The sequence below is a fragment of the Geobacillus sp. YHL genome, assembly GCF_022341265.1.
Classification (GTDB): Bacteria; Bacillota; Bacilli; order Bacillales; family Anoxybacillaceae; genus Geobacillus; species Geobacillus thermoleovorans.
The window spans coordinates 314074-338517 of sequence record NZ_JAEIGB010000002.1; the positions used below are offsets into that span (position 1 = coordinate 314074).

19 protein-coding genes are annotated in these 24444 nt (G+C 45.6%); 1 reads left to right on the top strand and 18 read right to left on the bottom strand.

The annotated features are described in order from the left end of the window. Positions 1-4: 4 nt before the first annotated feature. The 9 genes from xylA to JCR24_RS04110 form a co-directional block, all read right to left on the bottom strand. Entirely contained in the window at positions 5-1342 is a 1338-nt protein-coding gene (gene xylA, locus JCR24_RS04070) for a xylose isomerase (protein ID WP_238980124.1), read from the bottom strand. A gap of 92 nt (positions 1343-1434) precedes the next feature. Further along, the gene (locus JCR24_RS04075; RefSeq protein WP_370643302.1) at positions 1435-3042 is read right to left on the bottom strand and encodes a glycoside hydrolase family 43 protein; all 1608 of its coding nucleotides are present in this window, start codon (positions 3040-3042) and stop codon (positions 1435-1437) included. 331 nt (positions 3043-3373) lie between these two features. After that, on the bottom strand, positions 3374-4276 hold the full coding sequence (locus JCR24_RS04080) for a carbohydrate ABC transporter permease (protein WP_238980152.1): 903 nt from the start codon (positions 4274-4276) through the stop codon (positions 3374-3376). Positions 4277-4332: 56 nt separating this feature from the next. Then, positions 4333-5313: an ABC transporter permease gene (locus tag JCR24_RS04085; RefSeq protein WP_370643303.1), complete on the bottom strand. Its 981-nt coding sequence runs from the start codon at positions 5311-5313 to the stop codon at positions 4333-4335. A gap of 237 nt (positions 5314-5550) precedes the next feature. Continuing rightward, positions 5551-7263, bottom strand: a complete 1713-nt coding sequence (locus JCR24_RS04090; RefSeq protein ID WP_128723152.1) for an ABC transporter substrate-binding protein — start codon at positions 7261-7263, stop codon at positions 5551-5553. 168 nt (positions 7264-7431) lie between these two features. Beyond that, positions 7432-9237 carry a cache domain-containing sensor histidine kinase gene (locus tag JCR24_RS04095; protein ID WP_238980126.1) on the bottom strand — a complete coding sequence of 602 codons (1806 nt, stop codon included), beginning with the start codon at positions 9235-9237 and terminating at the stop codon, positions 7432-7434. Beyond that, a complete protein-coding gene (locus tag JCR24_RS04100; RefSeq protein WP_238980127.1) occupies positions 9143-10687 on the bottom strand; it encodes a response regulator transcription factor in 1545 nt (514 codons plus the stop codon). The genes JCR24_RS04095 and JCR24_RS04100 overlap by 95 nt, the downstream gene beginning before the upstream one ends. Positions 10688-10770: 83 nt before the next feature. Then, positions 10771-11424 carry an SGNH/GDSL hydrolase family protein gene (locus JCR24_RS04105; RefSeq protein WP_238980128.1) on the bottom strand — a complete coding sequence of 218 codons (654 nt, stop codon included), beginning with the start codon at positions 11422-11424 and terminating at the stop codon, positions 10771-10773. A 21-nt stretch (positions 11425-11445) separates the two neighbouring features. Beyond that, positions 11446-12240: a Nif3-like dinuclear metal center hexameric protein gene (locus JCR24_RS04110; protein ID WP_238980129.1), complete on the bottom strand. Its 795-nt coding sequence runs from the start codon at positions 12238-12240 to the stop codon at positions 11446-11448. A gap of 569 nt (positions 12241-12809) precedes the next feature. On the opposite strand from JCR24_RS04110, the gene JCR24_RS04115 reads away from it, so the two are divergent. Continuing rightward, entirely contained in the window at positions 12810-14033 is a 1224-nt protein-coding gene (locus JCR24_RS04115) for an endo-1,4-beta-xylanase (protein ID WP_238980130.1), read from the top strand. 248 nt (positions 14034-14281) lie between these two features. Here JCR24_RS04115 and JCR24_RS04120 read toward each other — a convergent pair whose 3' ends face one another. From JCR24_RS04120 to JCR24_RS04160, 9 genes are all read right to left on the bottom strand, one after another. After that, positions 14282-14923: a YesL family protein gene (locus tag JCR24_RS04120; RefSeq protein WP_020755817.1), complete on the bottom strand. Its 642-nt coding sequence runs from the start codon at positions 14921-14923 to the stop codon at positions 14282-14284. A gap of 77 nt (positions 14924-15000) precedes the next feature. Then, entirely contained in the window at positions 15001-15846 is an 846-nt protein-coding gene (locus JCR24_RS04125) for an SDR family oxidoreductase (protein ID WP_015374970.1), read from the bottom strand. After that, complete coding sequence (uxuA, locus tag JCR24_RS04130) at positions 15822-16937, bottom strand: mannonate dehydratase (protein WP_138187180.1); 1116 nt, start codon at positions 16935-16937, stop codon at positions 15822-15824. Before uxuA ends, JCR24_RS04125 begins: the two co-directional genes overlap by 25 nt. Positions 16938-16944: 7 nt before the next feature. Continuing rightward, a complete protein-coding gene (uxaC, locus tag JCR24_RS04135; RefSeq protein ID WP_238980131.1) occupies positions 16945-18360 on the bottom strand; it encodes a glucuronate isomerase in 1416 nt (471 codons plus the stop codon). A gap of 36 nt (positions 18361-18396) precedes the next feature. Further along, positions 18397-19095 carry a GntR family transcriptional regulator gene (locus JCR24_RS04140; RefSeq protein ID WP_013145193.1) on the bottom strand — a complete coding sequence of 233 codons (699 nt, stop codon included), beginning with the start codon at positions 19093-19095 and terminating at the stop codon, positions 18397-18399. Between the two features lie 115 nt (positions 19096-19210). After that, positions 19211-19861 (bottom strand): bifunctional 4-hydroxy-2-oxoglutarate aldolase/2-dehydro-3-deoxy-phosphogluconate aldolase, encoded by a 651-nt coding sequence (locus JCR24_RS04145; protein ID WP_023633598.1) that lies wholly within the window; start codon positions 19859-19861, stop codon positions 19211-19213. A 15-nt stretch (positions 19862-19876) separates the two neighbouring features. Next, the gene (locus JCR24_RS04150) at positions 19877-20830 is read right to left on the bottom strand and encodes a sugar kinase (protein ID WP_238980132.1); all 954 of its coding nucleotides are present in this window, start codon (positions 20828-20830) and stop codon (positions 19877-19879) included. A gap of 31 nt (positions 20831-20861) precedes the next feature. Further along, positions 20862-22373, bottom strand: coding sequence for a GH39 family glycosyl hydrolase (locus tag JCR24_RS04155; RefSeq protein WP_033008787.1), 1512 nt, complete (start codon positions 22371-22373; stop codon positions 20862-20864). 15 nt (positions 22374-22388) lie between these two features. Beyond that, the gene (locus tag JCR24_RS04160; protein WP_238980133.1) at positions 22389-24428 is read right to left on the bottom strand and encodes an alpha-glucuronidase family glycosyl hydrolase; all 2040 of its coding nucleotides are present in this window, start codon (positions 24426-24428) and stop codon (positions 22389-22391) included. Positions 24429-24444 lie beyond the last annotated feature (16 nt).

A 24444-nucleotide genomic window follows, 5' to 3' on the forward strand; every position in this document is an offset into this window, starting at 1 on the left:
TCTTTCACGAACGAGATCCGCCCGGAACGCTGACTTCCAACAAATATTGGTTCAGCAGCGTTTTCAAGCGTTCGAGACGGCCGGACGTATTGCGAATCTCGCCAAGCTGCAACGCGTATTGCTCCAGCTTGTGGAAGTCCGCCGTTCCTTCGACGATCTCGCGGCCAATGCCTTCCGTATAGCTTTTGTACCGCTCTTCGATGAACTGTTCAAACACGCGGTCTTCCAGCAAGCGATGGGCGACTTTCAAACCGATCGCAAAGCTGTCCATCCCGGCGATATGAGCGTAGAACAAATCTTCCGGTTCGAATGAGCCTCTCCGCACTTTCGCGTCAAAGTTCAAGCCGCCGCGCCCAAGGCCGCCGTTTTGCAAAATTTCATACATCGCCAACGTCGTAGCGTATAAATCCGTCGGGAATTCGTCCGTATCCCAGCCAAGCAGCATATCGCCTTGGTTCGCATCGACCGAACCGAGCATGCCGTGGATGCGGGCGACGCGCAGCTCATGCTCAAACGTATGCCCGGCCAATGTCGCATGGTTCGCTTCAATATTGAATTTGAAATGATCTTTCAACCCATACGTCTGCAAGAACGCCAGCGCCGTGGCCACGTCAAAATCGTATTGATGCTTCGTCGGCTCTTTCGGCTTCGGCTCGATCAAAAACTGACCGTCAAATCCGATTTCTTTCGCATAGTCGACCGCCATGTGCAAGAAGCGAGCCAAATTGTCAAGCTCCAGCTTCATGTCCGTGTTCAGCAGCGTCTCATAACCTTCCCGACCGCCCCAAAACACGTAGTTTTCCGCTCCGAGCCGTTTGGCGATCTCCAACCCTTTTTTCACTTTCGCCGCCGCATAGGCGAATACATCAGCATTGCACGATGTCGCCGCCCCATGAACGAAGCGCGGATGGCTGAACAAGTTCGCCGTATTCCACAGCAGCTTCGTTTTGCTTGTTTTCATGTATTCTTCAATCATATCGACGATTTCATCCAAGTTTTTGTACGTCTCGCTGAGCGTCTCGCCTTCTGGAGCGATGTCGACATCATGGAAGCAGAAAAACGGAACGTTCAGCTTTTCAAACAGCTCAAACGCTGCCTCCACGCGCGCCTTCGCCAAATCCATCCCGCTGTATTTGTCCCACGGACGAATCATATTGCCGACGCCAAACGGATCCGATCCATCCCCCGTGAACGTATGCCAATAGGCGACCGAAAAGCGCAAATGCTCCTCCATTGTTTTGTCGCCGACTTTTTCTTCCGGATTATAAAACTTAAACGCCAACGGATTGCGCGACTCTGGTCCTTCATATGGAATGGTGCCGATATTCGGGAAATACGCCATGTCCAAGTCCTCCTTAAATAAGCGAGAATGATTTGTTTCAGTTTTATTATAACGCTTTCATATTTGTTTGTCTATCATATAAACAAAGTATTCTATAATTCTTTGTACAAAAAATAGTCAAAATCCGCATAGTTGTTTTGCCCCGAACCGTCCCGACAATGCATGCCCACAAACGCTCCGGTAAACGCAGCCCGGCTTTTGATATAGTCATCCGACAGTTTATATGATTCAAACGTGACAGGAAGATCAATCCAATTCATTCCATCGAAAGAATAAGAGTATTTGTACGTTGTCGCTTGCACGGTTACCCGTAAATACACATACTCGATGTCATCAGGAACGACAATCTCCCGTCCCCGCAACGGTTGATCAACCACGAGATGATCGCATGACATCAATTCAAGAATCCGTCCTTTTTCCTCATGCCATGTGATTTGAAGCGTCGTCCAGTTTTGCGTATTGTAATAGTTTACTAGACCAGCCGATTGCTGAAAGGTTGTGGGGCGAAAGGACACTTTCGTCTCGGCAACAAAATGAAAGTGCTGCCATCGTCTGGCGACAAACGCCTGTGTAAACCGGGAAGTGAGCGATTCCCTTCCGTACAGCCGCAAATGTCCCGGACGGGCCTTTAAGGTAGCGATGTCTTCCCCTAAAGGAATTCGTAATGTTTGAAAATGATGGTTTAATGTATCACCATCAAAATCATCTTTTTCATCGTAATCGTTTTCCCACGGAACTTCCTCAACGTTCGGCCCGTCAATTTCTAACGAAGGACCGTTTCCCCCGACCACATAAGGCCATCCATCTTTCCATTCAAGCCGCTGAATCGCCGTTTCACGTCCGAGCGGACAATAACCGCGATGTTCGAGCAGCGGCTGGCCCTCCCTTGGTAGCGGCCGGCCGGTTAAGTGCACGAGAAACCACTCATCCGTATGAGTATGGACAATCGAAGCATGACCAGCCTTTTGCAGCGGATTGCGCGGATAAGGCCAAGACGTAAGCAACGGATTGTCCGGATGCACCTCATATGGCCCATAGAGCGAGGTTGACCGGGCAATCGTTGCCGCATGGTTGTACCGCGTCCCCCCTTCCGCCGTCAATAAATAATAATACCCATTGATTTTATACAAATGAGGGCCTTCTGTCATTCGCAGGTCCGTTCCTTTGAAAATGATCTTCGGCTCGCCAACCAATTTTTTCTGTTCCACACTGTATTCTTGAAGCACAATCCCGTAAAACGGATGATGGCCGACCCGGTGATCCCAATACATATTCACCAAGTATTTTCTTCCATCCTCATCGTGAAAGAGAGACGGATCAAACCCAGAGCTATTTAAATAAATCGGATCCGACCATTCACCATCGATCGTATCACACGTCACAAGATAGTTATGGCCATCTTTCCACTGTCCTTCAACGACTTTCACATCGGTATAAATAAGCCAAAATTTCCCATCGCTATACGACAAGTGCGGAGCCCAAATTCCTCCAGAATCCGGATTTCCTATCATATTCAATTGACTTAACCGGTTTAACGGGCGCGCTACTAAACGCCAATTTTTTAAATCTTTCGAATGGTAAATTCTCACCCCAGGGAACCATTCGAACGTCGAAACGGCAATGTAATAGTCATCTCCCACCCGGCAAATGGATGGATCGGGATGGAAGCCGGTTAAAATAGGGTTTTTGATTTTCAACACTTTCTCTCCCCTCTCTTTTCCTGCCTTTCTGCTTTCAATGAGAGAACCTGGTACCGCTTTCCGCTTGTGAACATCACATGTCTAGCAACAGCCATTTTCAGCCTAAACGAAGAATCGACGTTTTGGCGAATCCCGCTGTTCAGCGAACTAGCGCTGTGTTCCGCGGCCTTCTAGGAAACCGGTGATTTAAGGGAAAATACGGCTGTCCAGCATGGTTTCCGAAATGGAAAAACCTTGTTACACCATCCATTTATTCCTTTTGATTTCCAACAAGTCGAGCGAATCTGTTGTTTTTCATCTCCCTTCTAGCCGAAACATTGACTGATTAGATTTATTCCCCCTTCACTCCTCCCAGTGTCAATCCTTTAATAAAGTATTTTTGTAAAAACGGATAGACAAGGATGATCGGAACACTGGCGATAATGGTCATTGTGGCCCGAATGGATGATGGAGTGACAGTGTTGGCATCCGCATGAGCATTCGCAAATGCATCAGCCGCTGTTTTTCCAGACATCGTTGCATTCGTGTTTTGCAAAATCTTCATTAATTCATATTGCAAGGTGCTTAAATTGGGGTTGGAAGAATTATAGAGAAAAACATCGAACCAAGAGTTCCATTGATACACGGCCACAAACAAGGAAACTGTGGCCAGCACAGGCAAGGAAAGGGGCAATACAATCTGAAGAAATATCCGAAATTCCCCTGCTCCGTCAATCCGTGCCGATTCGATCAGGCTGTTCGGCAAGCCTTCAATAAATGAACGGATCACAATCAAATTAAAGACCCCAATAATGCCTGGAATAATATATACCCAAAACGTCCCGATCAGATGGAGATCCCTCATCAGCAAATAGGTAGGAATTAACCCCCCATTAAAATACATGGTCAAGATAAAAGCAATCGTGACAAACTTACGAAAAACAAATTCCGGCCGGCTGATGACATAAGCCACCATCGCTGTACAGAAAACAGAGATGGCGGTGCCTAAAACGGTCCTTAAAACCGAAATGAGCAACGCATTAAGCAGCGTATTTTCCTTTAACACATATTTGTAGTTATAAAGTGTAAACTCCCGAGGCCAAAGATAAATCCCCCCTCGAATCGCGTCATTGGCATCGTTTAAAGAAATGGCCAATGTATTCAACATCGGATAAAGCATAACGACACAAAGAACGAGCATCAAGCTATAGTTGCAAACATCAAAAACCATATCTCCCCATGACGTATAACGCATCCTCCATCTTTTCACTATCTTCTTCAATCTCCTTTCCCCCTAACGAAATCGTCTTCTTAAAACAATCTAGCCTGCCCCAAACGTTTAGCAATATAATTTGCGCTAAACAGAAAGATAAAACTGACAACGGTTTTAAAAATCCCAGCAGCGGTAGCTAAAGCAAAATTCCCCATGGCGATGCCATACTTCAGCACAAAAATGTCAAGGTTTTCCGAATAATCGAGGTTCATCGGATTCCCTAACAAATATTGAGGTTCAAACCCGGTCTCCAAAATATTCCCTAAATTCATAATCAACAAAATGACAATCGTAGGTTTTAAAGAAGGAAGTGTAATATAAAAAATGCGTTGCAGGCGAGAAGCTCCGTCGATTTCCGCCGCCTCATACTGTTCTGGATCAATCATCGCAATCGCCGCTAAATAAATAATTGTATTCCAACCCAGATTTTTCCACACTTCTGAGGCGCCGATGATTCCCCAGAAATACTCCCCAACCCCCAACCATAGGATCGGCTCATCAATAAAATGAAGCTTTTGCAAAACAATGTTGACAATGCCATTTTCCAATGACAACACGTAGGAAATGATGCTCGCCGCAACGACCCATGATAAAAAGTGCGGCATATAGCTAATCGTCTGAACAATTCGCTTAAATTTTCCATTGCGCAACTCATTTAATAAAATCGCTAACGTAATAGCCGTCACAAATCCGAGAACGAGGTTGATGATGCTCATCGCTAACGTATTTCGCAATACTCGAAAAAAAGCCTCATCTTGAAAAAGAAAACGAAAGTGCTTCCATCCGACCCATTCCTGTTCACTGAACGGCAAGCCGGGGCGATAATCTTGGAAAGCGATGGTCCACCCCCACAGCGGCAAATATTTAAAAATAAATAACCAAATCAAAAACGGAAAGCTCATCAAAATCAATGTTTTTTGCTGCACTATTTTTTTCCAGATGTTTTTCCGTTTAGATAAGTGGGATTCCACTGCAGCGGGGGCCGGTGTGATAGTTTTTATATGCTTTTCAATCTCCACTTTTCCTTCCTCCCTCTAGAAATGTTGATGTATCAAGGCTTTGCGGCCTCTCAGGGGTGTCCAAAAAATATTTTTCGACAAAACCCCTTACATTCTTTTTCAGTTTTGAGGATATCTTACAGACCTAGGGTGCGCTTCGCGGTCACGGATGGGTATATTTTCCTCCTTTTTCAGAAAAGAAGGGCACGGCCAACTATATATTCACAGCCGACCGGCCCAGACTGATCCGTTTTTCTCTCATTTCTGGCTCTGTTCAACTTTCATTTTTACATATTTTGTGATTTCATCTTCAAATGCTTTAATATCTAATTTATTGTATTCCTTCACATATTCTTTCCAGTTTTTCTCGAACTTGCTTGGCGGATCAAGCACCAATTTTGGGAAATACTTTCTCTGTAAATCTTGTTTCTTTTGCTGATAAATTTGAGCCGGAGAACCTTGTTTGATGGGCGCACTCCACGCCGGATACCAAGGCCGCTCATCCGGTTTGGCAAATAAATCAGAAAATACTTTTGCCCCATAGGCCGCTAAGATTTTCTTATCCCCTTCTGTATAGCTAGCTTGGGCAACTTCCGGCTGCCGGCGCGGCTCCCACGCATTTCCATCCGAGAACACCCCGTTGCCGCGCGGCCAATACCACTCAAAATACGAGAAGCCAAACTGTTCACGGAACTGTTCATCGGACGTCTTCTTGATTTGTTCTGGTGTTCGATAGAAACGCCCTTTCTCATCCACTTCATACGTTTCCCCTTTGATTCCCCATGTCATCAGCTTCTGATTTTCTTCTTTCGCCATATTATCGAAATATTTGATGATGCGAACAGGATCTTTGGCGCTGACTGTAATCCCGATACCGCGATTCGATGCGAAAGACGGCGGATCAATATATTGATCCTTGATATTTTTGTCAAAAACGATTGGCAACGGCATGTAACGCAAGTCATCATTTCCTGCCTGCAGCAATGAGTTCAGTGCTTGGTTGACTTGCCATCCGTAATCAAAAAATCCTAACACACGGCCAGAGGCAATTTTTGCCAAATATTCATCATAATTTGAAACAAACGCTTCCTTATCGAACAACCCAGCCGCATTGATCTCATTGAGCTTTTTCAGCCACCGTTTCGTATATTCCCCATTTCCATATACCTTAGCCTCATGCGTTTTCATGTCGACAATAACTTCACCGTCATTCGGATATCCAGCCAAATGAGCAGGAGGGTTAGAAATGACGAAAAACCGCCAGTCATAAGTTAAAGCAGTAAAGCCAATCGTTGGTTTCCCATCTGTTTCCGGATGCTTCTCCTTATACTTGGCAATCAAGTCAAAGTATTCGTCCAATGTTTTAATCTTCGGATAGCCAAATTCTTTAAGCACCCGGCGTTGAATCCAAAACGCTCCTTGATCAATGTCAGGATTCGGAATATATCCGTGATTAACTCCAAACGGCAGGAAATAAATCTTGCCGTCTTCAGCCTTTAATTGTTCCAAATAAGGACCATATAATTTCTTTAAGTTAGGAGCGTACTTATCAATCAGATCGTTCAAAGGAATAAATGCCTTAGCATCGAGAACCTTGTCGATTGCAATATCCGGAACCAATACGTCAGGATATTGCCCGCTGGCAATCATAGTACCAATTTTCGTGTTAATATCCCCCACCAAAAATTCCATTTTGACGTTAACCCCAGTTTGCTCTTCAAATATTTTCCCGATTTTAGTTTGATTGGCTTCGATGTTCTTCTTTGATGTTCCAGCGTTAAAATACGTGAAAGTAAATGGCTTCTTATCATCAGCTGATGAGGGATTTCCCTTATTGTCCACACTTGCGCTTTCTTTACAGCCCACTAATGCTACGATCATCATTAGGCAAAGAAAGACGATTCCCCACGTTTTTTTTCGCGCTGTTTTCACTCCTCTCCCCCCTTTAATCATCAGTTGTCCATTGCCCATTATCTCGCCCCCTTTCTTGTAATCGCTTCCATTGTAACATCGCTTTTCTTTTTTCTTAACCTAACAAACTTAAGGCGATATTTAAAAAAGTTAAGATATGGAACGATGGCGGTAGCAATCAACAAGTTCCGATGAACAAAAAGGTGTCTCGTTTTGTTTTCGAGATACCTACTTCACATCATGGATTGGGAGAGAGAGAAACACAACGAATCCACGGTTATTGTACATTTGGAACGTAAAATGCTCACCGTAATACATTTTAAGGCGATAGTAGACGTTTCTAACACCTACGTGCTCAGTAATCCCCTCCTCTTCATTGAGAGAACGCCAGAGTTGCAGCAATTGCTGCTCATTCATGCCCGGGCCGTTATCGCGAATCGTAAACGTTAACCATGGTCCTTCTGCACGCACTTGTATATCAATGTTTCCTTGTCCTGCTTTGGACTCCACCCCATGTTTACATGCATTTTCAACAAACGGGAGGATGATCATATTCGGAATCGTATGTTCTAAGACAGACTCATCGATATCGATCCTATACTGAAGCTTATCCCCAAATCGATAGCGCTGGATGGAAAGCAGCCGGGAAACAATATCCATTTCCTCCCGCACTTTGACCCAGTCACTTCCCCATGAAATGGATTTCCGCAAAATTCTTGCCATATGTTCGATCATTTCAGCAGTTTCATCTTCATGTTTCATGAGGCTTCTCATTCGAATCGTTTCGAGCACATTGAAAAGGAAGTGAGGATTCATTTGACTTTGCAAGGCATTTAATTGAGCCTGCTTTTTTTGCAGTTCCATTTCTTTCTTTTGGATGTTAGCCATATAAACATCTTGAATGAGCCGCTTGATCGTTAATGACATACGGTTAAACGCCTTAGCCAATTGCCCGATTTCATCATCATAAAGTTCCGAATGGATCGTTTCAAATTTCCCCCTCTCCACCTTTTTCATGTAACTCAAAATATTGACGATTCTTGCGTGCAATGGTTTAGAGACAAGAAAAAGAATGATGGTAGGAACAACGAAATTCACAAAAGCGATCGAAAAGATAAAAGCCATGAAATAACGAGTGTTGTTCACCAGTTTTTCCTCGGAAACGACGCCAACAATGCTCCAGCCATGGAGGTAATGAGCCGTCTTATAACGGTGGGATATAACTATGCGTCCCTTCTCGGTCCGGGCAGGTGGCTTCCCCTTATTATGAACGTTGTTTTGCACACGAGTCGAATATTGAATGTTTCCTTGACGATCAACAACATAAATCTCTCCAGGAAACGCCCTAGTGCGAAGCAGATGATCGATAGCCATCGGTTCTAATTCAATTCGAACCATCCTGTTTGTCTTATTATAAAAGGAGAAATAATCCAACTTTCGGACAATACTAAGCGAACGTCCCGTGCGGACTAGGACAGGAAATGAACGTATGTCCCTGTACCAATCAGCTTGTTGGAGCTGAGGAGTAATGGGCTGAACGGAACCGGAAAAGATAACAGTCGAATTGTCGGTAAAAAAAACGATGGAATGAATAAAAGGATGCATATAACGATACTTGTTAAATTCGGGAAATACATCATGATAATGCTGGACGTATTCCGCATCCGAAGTATACTGGCGATCGAGCATTTCGTTAATTCGGCTGTCCGTATATAACAGAGAGGAAATGCCAACAACTTGATCGATTCCTTGCTCAAAATCTTTTGCCAATTGTTCTATTACTAATGAGGCATCGTGCAATTTCTGTGTTCTTACTTGATTCGTCACCACATAATAAAACAATCCGTTCGTGACGGTAGTGGGAATCAACACAGCAAACAAATAAAGAAAAGTCAGTTTATTTTTTAACCTCATATGATGGAATGACTCAAGCCATTTTCTATAATATGGAACGCGTTGACTTCTTTCGGTATTCCGAAGGTGTAAGCCCTTCCATTTTTTCAAATTGTGTAACAAAGTAATCCACGCTCCCAAACCCTACTTTCTCCGCCACTTCATAGATGCGCAAATTCGTCGTCCGCAGAAGCTTCTTTGCCTGCCCAATGCGCAGCTGCAACAAAAACTCTTTGAAATAGAAACCATATGTTTTTTTGAACAGTTGACCTAAATAAACGGGGTTCATATAAAATTGTTTAGCAATGCTTTTTAGGCTGATATTTTCAGCATAATGCTCCTCAATATATCTCTTTATTTTATGAATTTCACATAGTGAAAGCGGCTTCCTTTGTTCTTCCACTACCCAGCAACATTCCACCGCAAAATCCATCACCCTTTTTCTCAATTCTTCCAAACGGAAAGGATAGTCTTGACATTCTAGCACCCGGGGCAAAGTCGTCAGTTGTTCCTCACACGCTCCTGCTCCTTTGACGAGCTGAAGCGCTTTCTGTACGAAATAAAGAATAAACGTCTGCACAGCCTCAGCGGACAAGCGGCGGGCACGAAACTGGGCGAACAGATCTTTCATGGCGGTCATCAGCTGCTCCAGCCGCGCTTCTTCTATATACTCCACCAATGTTTGGCATTGTCCATCATCAACGCTAGGATAAGAAAGCGTGATTTCTTTTACCTGTTCATAAAAAATGATTCTCTCGTCGTTAGCGTATTTGTAACGCAACGCTTCACCTGCTTCCCGAATCTGTTCTTGAAGACAATCAGCAGGCGACGAAAAAGCGCTAACATAAATCGTCACATCAAGAGGAACGTTCACGAGTTGCTCAGAGAACCGGTATAGATTATGACGTATCTCCTCTTCGCCCTCCCCAATAAATAACAGCCCATATCGCTGCCTTCCGTGCTCATAGATCGGGAAATGGATCGGCTGTTTGACAACGCGATGATAAATCTCCTTAATTTTAGTTTTGTAGGCGGCAGCGGCAGCTAGATGAACCATATCGGCCTTGCCGTTGATCTCGATGATCGCGTAACCCGAAAGTATAGATGAAGAGACTCCCCAATCTCCCATTTCCCTGAGACTTGTCCCCTTCTTTCCTGTCACCCATTCATAAAACAAAAACTCAGCTTGCTGCTTCTTTCTCGTTTCCTTCTCCTGATTCAATACTTCCGCTATTCTTGATAACGACTGTTCAAACTCTCTTTTATCAATCGGTTTTAATAAAAAGTCGCAAACCCCATATTTAATCGATTGCTGCGCGTAGAAAAAGTCATTGTATCCGCTCACCACAATAAACTTCGTTCCTGTTTGTCCACTTTGGGATACCCTCTGAATCAATTCAAGCCCGTCAATTCCTGGCATCCGAATATCCGTCACGATAAGGTCGGGACACAACTTCGCTGCCTCACGGAGCGCCTGCTCTCCATTATGCGCCTCCCCACAAATTCGATATCCGCATCCTTCCCAATCAATCAACGTTTTCATGCCTTCCCGCACAAACATTTCATCATCGACCAACATGACTTTATGCATCCCGATCCCCCCTTTTTCCTTCCAAACGATAGTCCTTGCTTTTTTAGAAACATGTCTGTTCCTTCAAGCAGCTGGGTGTTATTTCATTTCCCCCAATCAAAGCCAATCGCCTTCAAAAACGCTCTCGCTAGAATCATATGTCCGGCCACAGACGGATGAACGCGATCCCAAGCCAATGCCGCCGGATAAAGAGTCTTCAATACCTCATGAAACGCAGCCTGGGTATCAACGAATATACTGTTTGTTTCTTCGGCAATTTGTTTGACAACGAGACCGTACTCGTCCATAGTCCGACGCATCGGATCGTGCTCATTCCCTTCGATATAAAACGGGGTCATAAGGATGATTCCTGTAACGTGCGGCTTTGTCTCCATCACAAGGCTGCGGAGCGTTTCTTCGTACTCATCCACGTACACATGCTTTTCTTTAATGAATGGCAAATCGTACTGCCGCCAAACATCGTTAATCCCAATCATGATTGATACCCAGTCTGGCTTTTGAGCAATCACATCCTCCTGCCATCTTGCTTTCAAATCCCGAACCGTATTGCCGCTGATTCCTTTATTGACAACCCGAATCCCAAGTTCCGGATAAACGGCTTGCAAAAGACCGTCGACATAAGATACATATCCTGTTCCTAACGCGCCGAATAATCCTTCCCCCTCTGGCTTGGCGCGATCGCAGTCCGTTATCGAGTCGCCAATAAACAACAGCTTCTGCCCTTTGCCAAGTATCATTTTTCTTTCCTCCTTCAACGATTACAAGAAATGAAAAAGTGGTTTTTCCGAGATAAAATACACAGGAATGGACGGAAACATGGCTCTTAGCTTCTCAGCCAAGTATCTCATACCGGGCTCCTCACTTTCTGCATGCCCTAACACTACCAATACGTTTTGCCTCCCTTGCTGTACGGCGTCTCGAACGTATTCCGGCGTTTCCCATTCAGGTCCTTCACCATAAATGATTGCATCAAGCTTCTCTTTTTCAAACAACGGAATCGCCAAAGATCCGTGGCCACGATATCCGGCCAGCAGCGCCACACGCGTACAAAAGGACGAGACATCCCCCGCAACCCTTATGAATGAAATGCCTAGTCTTTCCTTTATTTTGCTGACCATCTCCGTAGCCGCCATCCTAGGGATTGTCAAAATCGCAGCAGTCGGTTCGTATTTAGAAACATACGACTCCCACCCCAAAGCACGGACTAAACCATCCACAATCCCGTCAGGCTGGTAGCGATGCCAGTAGTCGTGAAAACGATAAATGGCAATGCCTGACTCACGGATTAGGCGAACTTTTTCTTGATACACCGGGTCGTTTTTTACCGTTTCATCATGGTCAACGTGACTATAAAACAACCCTTCATGAGTAATGAGAAGATTGGCCCCCATTCGGACAGCTTGCTCAATGACGCGATACGTAGGCATGAAACTGACGGCGATCCCCCTCACCTCCGTGCCCGGATCCCCATATTTAAGCGTATCTACTGTAGAGGAAAGGCGCTCTGCACCGGCTGTCAATCGTTCCATCACCGTTTGAACCGTAACAGTCATCGCTTTATTCCTTTCTGAAATTTGAATTCCTTCAATCGCTTCGGTTCGTCAAGTATGTTTATTATATAAACTAATTTTATAAAGAACTTTTTAAACTTTCAAGAGTCTTCCTGCTACAGGCAGGACATCAATCCTTATCCTGTCAGAATCCATCCTTCCACGCCCATCGACGTCATTGTTCATGTTCCTCTTCCTTCAAAGGTTGGTAGCTGAATAAGCGCCCCCCCTCTGTCTTCACTTCTTTCTGAAAAACCGTCCTAGTAGATCCTGCTCCTTCTCCTTGGCGTGAAGCGACGGATCAACAGAGCGGATTTACCCGGACATGAAAATGACCGCTTCCGTTTTGCCAATAATAAAAAAACTTAGTATATTTAATTGATAAACCAAGTTGGTGTTGTTAAAATAAAATCAGGTCAACCTCTCAACAACCATCGATCTTCTCGCGCAATCCGGCATCTGTCTCGCTAAGTTGACCACTAACAAAGAAAGGGAGTGGTAAGCGCTTTCTGTTGTTCATGTCGTTTTGCGATGAATAATCACTATAGTAATAGTAAGGAGGAGACCCAATCGTGTGGAAACAATCACGGAAAGCGATGATCGTTGGATTCTCGTTTATGCTGCTGCTTCCTTTAGGGATGACGAATGCATTGGCAAAAACGGAGCCATCGTACGCTAAAAAGCCGCGAATCAGCGCATTGCACGCCCCACAATTGGATCAACGCTACAAAAACGAGTTCACGATTGGTGCGGCAGTAGAACCTTATCAACTACAAAATGAAAAAGACGTACAAATGCTAAAGCGCCACTTCAACAGCATTGTTGCCGAGAACGTAATGAAACCGATCAGCATTCAACCTGAGGAAGGAAAGTTCAATTTTGCTGAGGCGGATCAAATCGTCCGATTTGCTAAAAAACATCATATGGATATTCGCTTCCATACACTCGTTTGGCACAGCCAAGTACCTCAATGGTTCTTTCTTGACAAGGAAGGTAAGCCAATGGTTAATGAAACAGATCCAGTGAAACGTGAACAAAATAAACAACTGCTGTTAAAACGACTTGAAACTCATATTAAAACGATCGTCGAGCGGTACAAAGATGACATTAAGTACTGGGACGTTGTAAATGAGGTTGTGGGGGACGACGGAAAACTGCGCAACTCTCCATGGTATCAAATCGCCGGCATCGATTATATTAAAGTGGCATTCCAAGCAGCTAGAAAATATGGCGGAGACAACATTAAGCTTTACATGAATGATTACAATACAGAAGTCGAACCGAAGCGAACCGCTCTTTACAATTTAGTCAAACAACTGAAAGAAGAGGGTGTTCCGATCGACGGCATCGGCCATCAATCCCACATCCAAATCGGCTGGCCTTCTGAAGCAGAAATCGAGAAAACGATTAACATGTTCGCCGCTCTCGGTTTAGACAACCAAATCACTGAGCTTGATGTGAGCATGTACGGTTGGCCGCCGCGCGCTTACCCGACGTATGACGCCATTCCAAAACAAAAGTTTTTGGATCAGGCAGCGCGCTATGATCGTTTGTTCAAACTGTATGAAAAGTTGAGCGATAAAATCAGCAACGTCACCTTCTGGGGCATCGCCGACAATCATACGTGGCTCGACAGCCGTGCGGATGTGTACTATGACGCCAACGGGAATGTTGTGGTTGACCCGAACGCTCCGTACGCAAAAGTGGAAAAAGGGAAAGGAAAAGATGCGCCGTTCGTTTTTGGACCGGATTACAAAGTCAAACCCGCATATTGGGCTATTATCGACCACAAATAGACAGCCAAAAGCACATCGGTGTCTCCAGCAAGGAAGAGGATGTCTCAACAGCAACGAGGCATCCTCTTTCTATATATACCGTATTGAACGAATTCACTTCTATATCCGGTGTTTCATCGAGAGGACAGACATCCTTTTAAGCCAGCCCTTTTTGATCGCTTGTGTTGACAACTCCTTAGTCCGCTTCAGCTTCTTTTAAGCCATAATGGACCTTTTTCTATATTTACTCTTAAGGGAAAGTGTTCATATCACCCCCCTTGTTTCCTGACCTCCAGCCTTTCCTCTGTTTTGCGAAATACACGCAATGCGCCGCTCATCACCACCAAGGCGAGCGAACTGATGCTGAAAAACGGGATCAGCCCCGGAATATACATCAATAAGACGAACAAGACCCCAACACTCATCAGCATCACGAGCGTCATGAGTGGATTGGCCATTCCAATGAGAAAGGCATATTTGATATATTGCCAAAAGCGCAATTCGTAATGCACATAGATCGGAAATACATATAAAAGCGTCACTGTATAAAAAATGAAAATGACCAGCAAAGCAACAGAAAACGGAAATCTCCATTCTATTGGCACGTGGGCGAGGTATAAAAGATCGATATAGAAAATATACGCTGCCGCCATCAACAAAAGCCCAATCCGGTTCGCCCGCCAAAATTCACCTTTATACGTACGAACGAATGTTTTCAGCACTGGAACATCGTGATCGTGAAAGAGAAGCCACTTCCTTACGATCGTAAACAGCGCCACCGTCGCCGGCGCAATGCCGAGAATGACAAGTCCAAGGACGGTAAAGACAAACCATAATAGATTGATATATGCAAGTCTTGTAATCCATTCACAAGCCCGATACAACTTTCCATCCAGCAAGCCGGTGCGCATAATTCATCCACCTTTTCTTGTTTTTTACCAGTATATCATAAGTTAAAAAAAGAGGGGAGGCTTTGTTTACCCTCCCTTCAAACTCCGGCATAAGCCAAAAAGCCGCCGTCAACAGGAACAGTCGTTCCAGTGACAAATCCACTCATTTGATCATCCACAAGCCAAAGCAAAGTCCCCAGCAAGTCTTCCGGCTTGCCGAGCCGCCGCATCGGTGTATGCATCAAAATTTTTTTCGTCCGCTCTGTATACGATCCGTCAGGATGTTTCAAAAGATGTTCATTTTGTTTCGTCAAAAAGAATCCCGGGGCAATCGCATTGACGCGAACCCCGATCTCAGCGACATGCACAGCCAGCCATTTCGTGAAGTTTTCAATTCCCGCTTTAGCCGCACTGTACGCCGGCACTTTCGTCATCGGCCGCGGAGCGCTCATCGAGGAAATATTGATGATGGTTCCCCCTCTTCCTATCATCTGTTTAAGAAAATGCTGCGTCGGGATGATCGTCCCAAGAATATTTAAATCAAAAACATAGGAAAACCCTTCTGTCGTCAAGTCGAAAAACGTTGTAATGTCTTGATTCTCTAGATCCTGCAACTCGAGTATTTCCTTTGTCGTAATGCCTTGCGGATGGTTTCCGCCTGCCCCATTAATCAGGACATCGCACGGCCCGTAAACGTCCGCTACCATTTCTGCCGCCTGTTTGACGCGTTCGACATCCAGAACATCGCACGAAATGGCCAGCGCCTCACCTCCTCGCTCTTCAATTTCATTCTTGATTCTTTCAGCTTTCTCGAGCGTTCGGTTTAAAATCGCCACTTTCATTCCTTGGCGGGCCAGTTCTTTCGCCATGCAGCTGCATAATACCCCACCCCCGCCCGTTACAACCGCTACCTTGCCTTTTAAACTTGGATGGATCGGGAGCATGTCTTCTCACCTTCCTGCTTCTTTTTTTCATTCTCCAAACTATCCCAAATGCCAAGCAAGTACATAATGCCAAGCGCCCGATCGTACAACCCGTAACCAGGACGAGCTTGTTCCCCCCAAATCATTCGGCCGTGATCTGGTCGAATGTACCCTTGAAAATTAGCTTCATGCAACGCTTTCATGATCTCGCATATATTCAACGAACCGTCGCAACTGCGATGAGACGTTTCCTCAAAATCGCCGTTCGCGTGAATTTCGACATTCCGTACATGAGCAAATGGCACTCGTCCCATTCGCAAAAAATGGCGGAAAATGTCCGGAACATCGTTGGCCGGATTGGCTCCAAGCGACCCGGAGCATAATGTCAACCCGTTCGCAGGGCTGTTGACCATATGAACGATTCGATCCAAATTCTCCTTATTGGTCGCAATCCGCGGCAATCCGAACACCGACCAGGGCGGATCATCAGGATGGAGAGCCATCCGAACGCCACACTCTTCCGCTACTGGAACGATTTGTTCCAAAAAGTAACGCAAATGATCAAATAGATCCTCTTCGGTTACCCCTTTATATAGCGAAAAAAGAGGCTTGATTGTTTTCAAACGTTCCGGTTCCCATCCCGGAAGCAAAAACCCGTTCGCTCCGCTTTCAATGCGGCGGATCATTTCCTCCGGATCGATTTGTTCAATCTTTTGTTTCTCATAGGCGAGCACCGTCGATCCGTCAGGCCGCCTTTTGGCTAAATCAGAACGGGTCCAGTCAAAAATCGGCATAAAGTTGTAACAAATCACTTTCACTCCTGCTTTCGCCAAGTTGCGAATCGTCTGTTTATAGTTTTCAATATATCGATCTCGGGAGGGCAAACCGAGTTTAATATCTTCGTGGACGTTGACGCTCTCAATGACTTCAAGATGAAATCCTTTTTCATTTACCTGCCGTTTGAGTTCCAATATATCATCAAGCGGCCATACTTCACCGACTGGAATATGATATAGAGCTCCAACGATTCCTTCAACTCCTGGAATTTGCCGAATATGATCTAATGAAACAGTATCATGTTCCTTTCCGAACCAGCGAAACGTCATTTTCATTCTGATCTCATCCCCCACTCACGCCGACTTGAAAGTATTGTTTCGCGTTGAAGTAACATACATCTTGAACGATTTTCCCTAAAAAATCATAGTCTTGCGGCACCTCTCCTTTTTCAATCCATGAACCGATCAAATTGCATACAATTCTGCGAAAATACTCGTGGCGTACATAAGACACAAAACTCCTTGAATCGGTCAACATTCCGACAAACGTGCTGAACACACCGACATTGGCAAGATCCGTCAAGTGTCTGATGATGCCATCTTGATGATCATTGAACCACCAAGCTGCGCCAAATTGAACTTTCCCTTTTACCCCTTCTGATTGAAAATTGCCGACCGTTGAGGCGACAATATAGTTATAAGCGGGGTTTAATGTGTACACAATCGTTTTTGGCAGTTGATCGCGACGCTCTAGCTCATTAAGAAAGGCATTTAACGGCTGGGCAAGGAAAAAGTCATGAATCGAATCATATCCTGTATTCGGACCAAGACGCCGGAACATCTTTTCATTTGTATTTCGAATCGAACCGATGTGCAGCTGCATCACCCAACCAAGTGAGTGGTACAATCGGGCTAAGAAGCATAAAGTGAAAGTTTTATATTTTTCCTCCTCCTCACGGCTGAGGACAAATCCATTTTTTCGTTTTTGAAAAATATCGTTTGCTTCCTTCCATCCGCATTCTGAATACGGCATCGATTCTAAGCCGTGATCAGCCATCCGGCATCCTTTCTCGTGAAAATAACGCACTCGGCTTTCAATGGCTTGCAGCAGCTGACTGTAATCATGAATCGGCAGGCCAGCTGCTTCCCCTAGCTTTCCCACATAGTCTAAAAACGAAGGGCGGTTGATTTCAATGACTGCATCAGGACGAAAAGACGGAACAATCTTTACTGGAAATGATGGATCTTGGGCAATTGCCTGATGATCAGCTAAATCATCGAGCGGATCGTCCGTTGTCCCAATCCACTCCACATTAGATTTGACAATGAAAGAGCGGGCTGAGAATCCTTCCTGTCTCAATAAAGCGTTGCAATGATCCCAAATTTCGCGCCACGTCCGCTCATTCAGAAGAGCATCCACTTGAAAATAGCGTTTTAACTCTAAATGCGTCCAATGATAGAGTGGATTCCCGATGCAATACGGCACCGTTTTCGCCCATGCTTGAAACTTTTCCTCTGGAGAGGCGTTTCCGGTAATATACTTTTCTTCGACTCCCAGCGCCCGCATCGCCCGCCATTTGTAATGATCCCCCTCGAGCCAAAGCTCCGTCATATCATGAAACCGCCTGTCTTCCGCAATCTCTTTTGCGCTCAAATGGCAGTGATAATCAATAATCGGCAACGATTTCGCATAGTCATGGTATAACACTTCGGCATGCTTGTTTTGCAACAAAAAATTTTCATGAATGAACGGCTGCACACTGTCTCCCTCCCGCAAAGCGAAACTTCCAACAACTTATACAAAATAATGAGGATACTGCCTTTTTAGTACGTCTTTTTCAATTTCGACAAGCCGCAAATGCTCTTCCATCACCTGACGCACTTTCTCTGCTTCTTTATTCGCAATTAACCGATAAATTTGCTTGTGATGGGAAATAATAATGTCCCAATCAAGATCGGATGATAGTCTCAGTACACGCAAACGATTGAAATGACTGTTTAAACTTTGCACCATTTTCCACGAGCGCGACATTCGGCAGCCATCGTAAATGAGCTGATGGAACTTTTCATCAAGCTCAAACAACTCAAGAAAATTTCCTTTTTCGGCACACAACTCTTGCATCGCAATATTCTTCTCCATTTCAAATAGATGATCTTGACGCAATTTCGTACAAGCTAAAACGGCCACTTCTTTCTCGACAACCTCGCGGATAAAGCGCCCTTCCTCCACATGTTCCAAGTTGATGCGCGAAACAATGGTTCCGCTTTGCGGAATAATATCAAGCAATTCTTCTTGCGCCAGTTTGAGAAATGCTTCCCGCACCGGGGTGCGGCTAATATGCAATTGCTCAGCAATTTCCTTTTCGGAAATTTTTGTTCCTGGTTCCAACTCAAGGCGCAAAATCTTTTCCTTTAGCATCTCGTACAACTGGTCGCGCGCCGAACCTCTGACAGAACTTTTAATTTGTTGGCTTTGTTGGGCAGTAAAGATCACCTTGCGATTCCCCTTTTTCTTATATACTAGTATGGCAGTGATAAAGTACATCCATGATCATGCGTTTTCTTCCAATGTAGGAAAGAACATATTTCCTGTCAAATTTCTCAGCGATTCATTCACCCGCATTCTCTCCCCTCACCTTGTGCACAATCGACATCCATTGAGCTGCCCGTTCGGCAATAATCTTCCACTGATCGTTTTCCAATGCCCCTTCAACCTTCACTAACGAGTTCCCGACACCGATGGCATCCACTCCCGCTTTTATATACTCTCCAGCCGTTTTCAGATTGATTCCTCCAGTTGCGATGAGGGGGATGTGGGGAAGCGGCTCCTTTATGCTTCGAATATAGTTTGGCCCAAACACATGAGCAGGAAATACTTTCACCATATCAGCCCCGTGCTGAAAAGCATTCACAATTTCGGTCGGCGTCAATCCTCCTGCGATACTGACAACGCGATTTTGTTTTGCCGCCTGAATCACATCAATAGAAAGGAAGGGAGAAACGATAAACCGCGCCCCAGCTGAAATCGCCCTCTGTGCTGTTTCAGCGTCCAGCACCGTTCCCGCACCGATCAACATATCTTTCAGTTCCCTTGCAGCCTTTTCCAACGCGGCCAAAGCCCCAGCTGTTTCCATCGTAATTTCCATGATTGGAATGCCTCCCTGCCGCAAAGCCAATGACAGCGGAAGAACAGTATCAACCGTCGCACCGCGGACGACTGGAATGATGCCAATCTCTCGAATCATTTGGACTACCTTCATGTAGGTTCATCTCCTTTATCGCGTAACATCTTCCCGTCGCTGATTTATCAAGCGCTCGACGTCATCGCGTTCCGGCATGCCATCAGCATCCCCCTCGACCATTGTCACAAGCGCGCCAACTGCATTCGCTCGCTGCACCGCTTCTGTTAAACGAAGTCCTTCAAGCAGTCCGGATAGCAGCCCAGCTGCAAACCCATCCCCAGCACCGACAGGGTCGATTACCCTTTCAACAGGAAACCCTGGAACATACTCATGATGCGCATTCGTAAAATAATGGGCACCATTTGCGCCTAGTTTAATGACAACAAGCGAGGCGCCCATGTCAAGCAGCCGGCTTCCCCATTCCTCAACCGAATGTTTTCCGAATAAAAACGATGCCTCAGCTTCTCCAGGGAGAACCACATCTGATTCAGCTGCCATGCGAAGCATCACTTCCTTGGCCCGATCCGCTTCATTCCATAGTTTCAACCGCAAATTCGGATCAAAAACGATTTTCACCCCATGACGGCGAGCCATCGCCATGGCGGCAAAGATCGTTTCACGACAATTCTCGCTTAACGCCGGAGTGATTCCCGTAATATGCAAATACTTTGCCTCTGCGATATATTTCTCATCCAAGTCGGCAGGCGTCAGCCTGCTCGCCGCTGATCCTTTGCGATAGTAATACACCCGCGTATCGTTTGGACGTCTTTGTTCCTTAAAGTAAATGCCGGTCGGCGCTTCCCCATCCATTTTTACCCGGCTGACATCCACTCCCTCACCTTTCAGGAAAGACAAAATCGCCTTTCCAAACTCATCGCTTCCGACCTTGCTGATCCATCCTACACGATGGCCTAATCGAGCAAGGCCGACAGCGACATTGGATTCCGCTCCGCCAATCCGCATAGTAAAGGTGGTCGCCTGTCTCATCAAGCCGACGCTTGTTGGTGTAAATACGGCCATCGATTCGCCAATGGTGACTACGTCCATCTCGTCCCTCCAAAACCATTTTGATAATCTTTCATGAAGAATACGATGTTATTTCACCATCATCTAAGCCGACATATGTGCTTGTCTCATCTCGAATTTGCTCAATCTCGATTAATGTCACCTCGTTTTTTGATAGGACAATAGATAAATGAATCACACCGTCCGTTGCCCGTCTCTGCTCCGTCATCACATGAGGCTGCGCCACTTGACGCAACGTTTCCACCGCTTGACGGCTTGGAAAACGGGGACGCCCCATCTGTTTCCAAACTCTCCACGCGTTCCCGTACTGCTCATTGACGATTTGCCGCTTGATAAAAACAGCGGAAAATGAAACTGGAATCACCAGCTGCACTTCTTTTGTCAATCCTTCTCCTTTTTCCATCACTAAATTCCAAAGCACTGCGGCAATCGATCCATCTTTCCGCCTTGTCACAATCATCTCTCCGTCACGATACAACAGTTCGTCGCCTAGAGCATTAAAGAATGTAAACGCATGAAATGTCGGTTTGGGAATCGAGTGAAGCGCAACTAGACCGAACCCACCGTGAAACAACGCCTTCGGAACGTCCATTTCTTCAAACACATCACTGAACGTCCAATATGAAAACGAGTCGACGTAATCTCCCCCCTCACTTAAAATACGGGCAATGTATGCTGCATTGAGCGCCGTATCATGAACCGGGTTGATGGGGCTGTACGATGTATTATATTCGGTAATATGCAATGGCAAATGCGGAAACGGAGACTGGCGAATCAAGGCGCGCACCGTTTTGAATTGCTCCAACATATCTTCTGGCGGCTCAAGCTCTTGATAGTAATATTCAAACGTTTTCTTATGCGGCGCCTTCGATGTATAGGCATGGCGGCTGACAAAATCAACAGGCACCCTCCGTTCGGCGCAAAAGTGGAGAAAATCCGTAATCCATTCATCGCTTCCTCCGCAAATGGCCGGTCCCCCAACTTGCAAATGAGGATCAACGCTTTTTACCGCTCGGGCTGTCACCTCGTACAGCTTAAAATACTCCTGTTTGTTGGCATCTTTCCAGAAGTTCACTAAATTAGGTTCATTCCATACTTCAAACAGCCATGTCCGCACTTCCTCAATCCCGTATCGCTCAATGAAATGGGAAACGACCGCTACGATGAGATCACGCCACTTGTTATAATCTTTCGGGGGTGTAACGTTGCCTTTCCAATAAAAAACTGTTTGGTCTCCCGAAGCAAGCGCTTTTGGCATAAATCCAAATTCAATAAACGGCCGGATATTCAACGCTAAATACGAATCAACAATCCGGTCGATGTACGTAAAGTTATAAAACGGCTTCATTTCCCCATCGATTTCGACTTCTCGATAAATTCCGACATCATCGGAAAGCAAGCCATGACCGCGGATGTATCGAAACCCTATTTTCTCTTGCACGAGTTTCAAGTGATCCAAATACTCCTTTTGCAAAGCAAGGCCGAGCCGCCCGGTGCCAACGCAAAATTTCCAATTCTTTTTAAACTTCTCCCTCCCGTTGCTTGGCACGTTTACAACCTTCATGCTCCTCTCCCCTATTCACCGATAAATTTTCCGCCCGTATTGGTCGTCTATTCCTGACTTCCGGTAAAAGTACGTATTGATGACATCTCGCCATTCTTTAGCATGTTCCACTTGGATCGTCAATCGTTCCAATACATCATGATACCGTTTTTCGTCGATTTTCCCTTTCAGTTGTTCCCATCGTTTCCGCAGCTGTTTCGCCTGCTCAACCCCTTCAAAATGAGTATTGTAAATATGTTGAATGACCGTTTCCCCTGAATGCAGCCGATGAGTGTACGGAACGTGATGGAAAAACAAGAGCAGCTCATCCGGACAAGTGTCGAGCGACTCATACATCGCTGCATTTTCCGGAAAGTATTGCGCCGTATATCCTGTTCCCGTAGCAACCGTCCGGTCAACACCGATCCCGTCGCGGTCGGCATAATGGTACGTCCCCCAATGCGAATATTCATAGCCATCCACATTAGGACCATAATGGTGCCCTGGGTTCACCATCCAGCCGACGCCAAGCGGAGAGGTGTAGTTTTCATAAATTCTCCACGAAGATAGAAGCATCCAACTGATCGTCTCGACGACTTGTGAATCGTCCCCAAACGTTTGCACAACCCATTCGTTAGCAATTTCTTCGGCAGACAAATCCGGATTCCAAGCGAGCCGCCCAAATCCATACAAGTTTGCTTGGGCCAACGTATGCCCAGTCCAGTTTGGGTCACTGCCAATATTAGATACCCCTGCGATCCCGCTGTATCGATAGTCAAATAGCGATCCATCAATTACCTTTTTTACTTCCGACCCTTTTCCCTTGGCATACGTATCAAAATCAAGCACCTCTTTCCACTGTGGAATCAAGAAGCATAAATGTTTTTGCTGTCCCGTATATTCCTGAGTGATTTGAACCTCCATCATTTGATTGGTTTTCGGCATAGCGCCAAATAACGGAGAAACCGGCTCCCTTACTTGAAAATCCATTGGGCCGTTTTTAATTTGCAAGATGACATTCTCACGAAACTGTCCATCCAATGGCTTAAAGTGATCATATGCTGCCTTTGCCCGATCGGTCGTCCGATCACGCCAATCTTGCTGGCAGTTATAGACAAAGCATCTCCAAATGACGAGCCCCCCAAACGGCGCTAACGCTTCCGCCAACATATTTGCCCCTTCCGCGTGATCGCGCCCATACGTAAAGGGGCCAGGACGAAACTCGGAATCCGCTTTGACTACAAAGCCGCCAAAATCAGGAATATATTGATAAATGCGTTTCGCCGTTTCCTTCCACCACCTTCGCACCCCGGGATCAAGCGGATCTGCTGTTGGAAGCCCTCCTACCTCAATGGGGCTTGCGTAGTTGATGCTCAAAAACGTTTTGATTCCGTAGGTTCGGAAGATATCCGCCACTTCCGCCACGTCAGGCAAAAAGTGATCGGTGATGAGTTTCGTTTCGGTTTTGTGTACGTTGACATTGTTGATGGAGATGGCGTTAATGCCCACAGAAGCCAGCAATCGTGCATAATCTTTTATCCGTTGGTTTTGCTTCACAAACTGGCCACCGGCAAAGAAAATCGACCGTCCAGCATATCCGCGCTCAATGCTGCCATCCATATTGTCCCAATGATTGATCATGCGCAACCGGTTTTTTGGCTGCTCGATGATGGACAGTTGGGCGATGTTCTCACCCATTTGCAATAATCGGAGGAAATGAAAGACACCATACAACACACCAGCATCTGTTTTCCCAATAATGTAGATACGGAACGGTCCATCGTCGACATCCGATCGAATCACATACCCTTCCGGATGAACAAGTGTTCCCTCTAATGGCCGCTTGAACTCTTCATCTTCAAGCGTCCCAAGCCAAATCGAATTAGCTGTTTCATTTACTTCCTGCACCACTTGCGGCTCAATCTCCATCATCGAACGAAGCCCTTTTTGGAGTTCTTCCACGGCTGCTTGAAAAATGGGGGATGTTCTTTTCGCTACAATCTCCTCAAACCGCAATCGACTATATTGATCCTTCCGCTCATACCGCAGCCAACAAGGTTCGTATCCCGCCGTCATGTCAATTTCTCCTCCT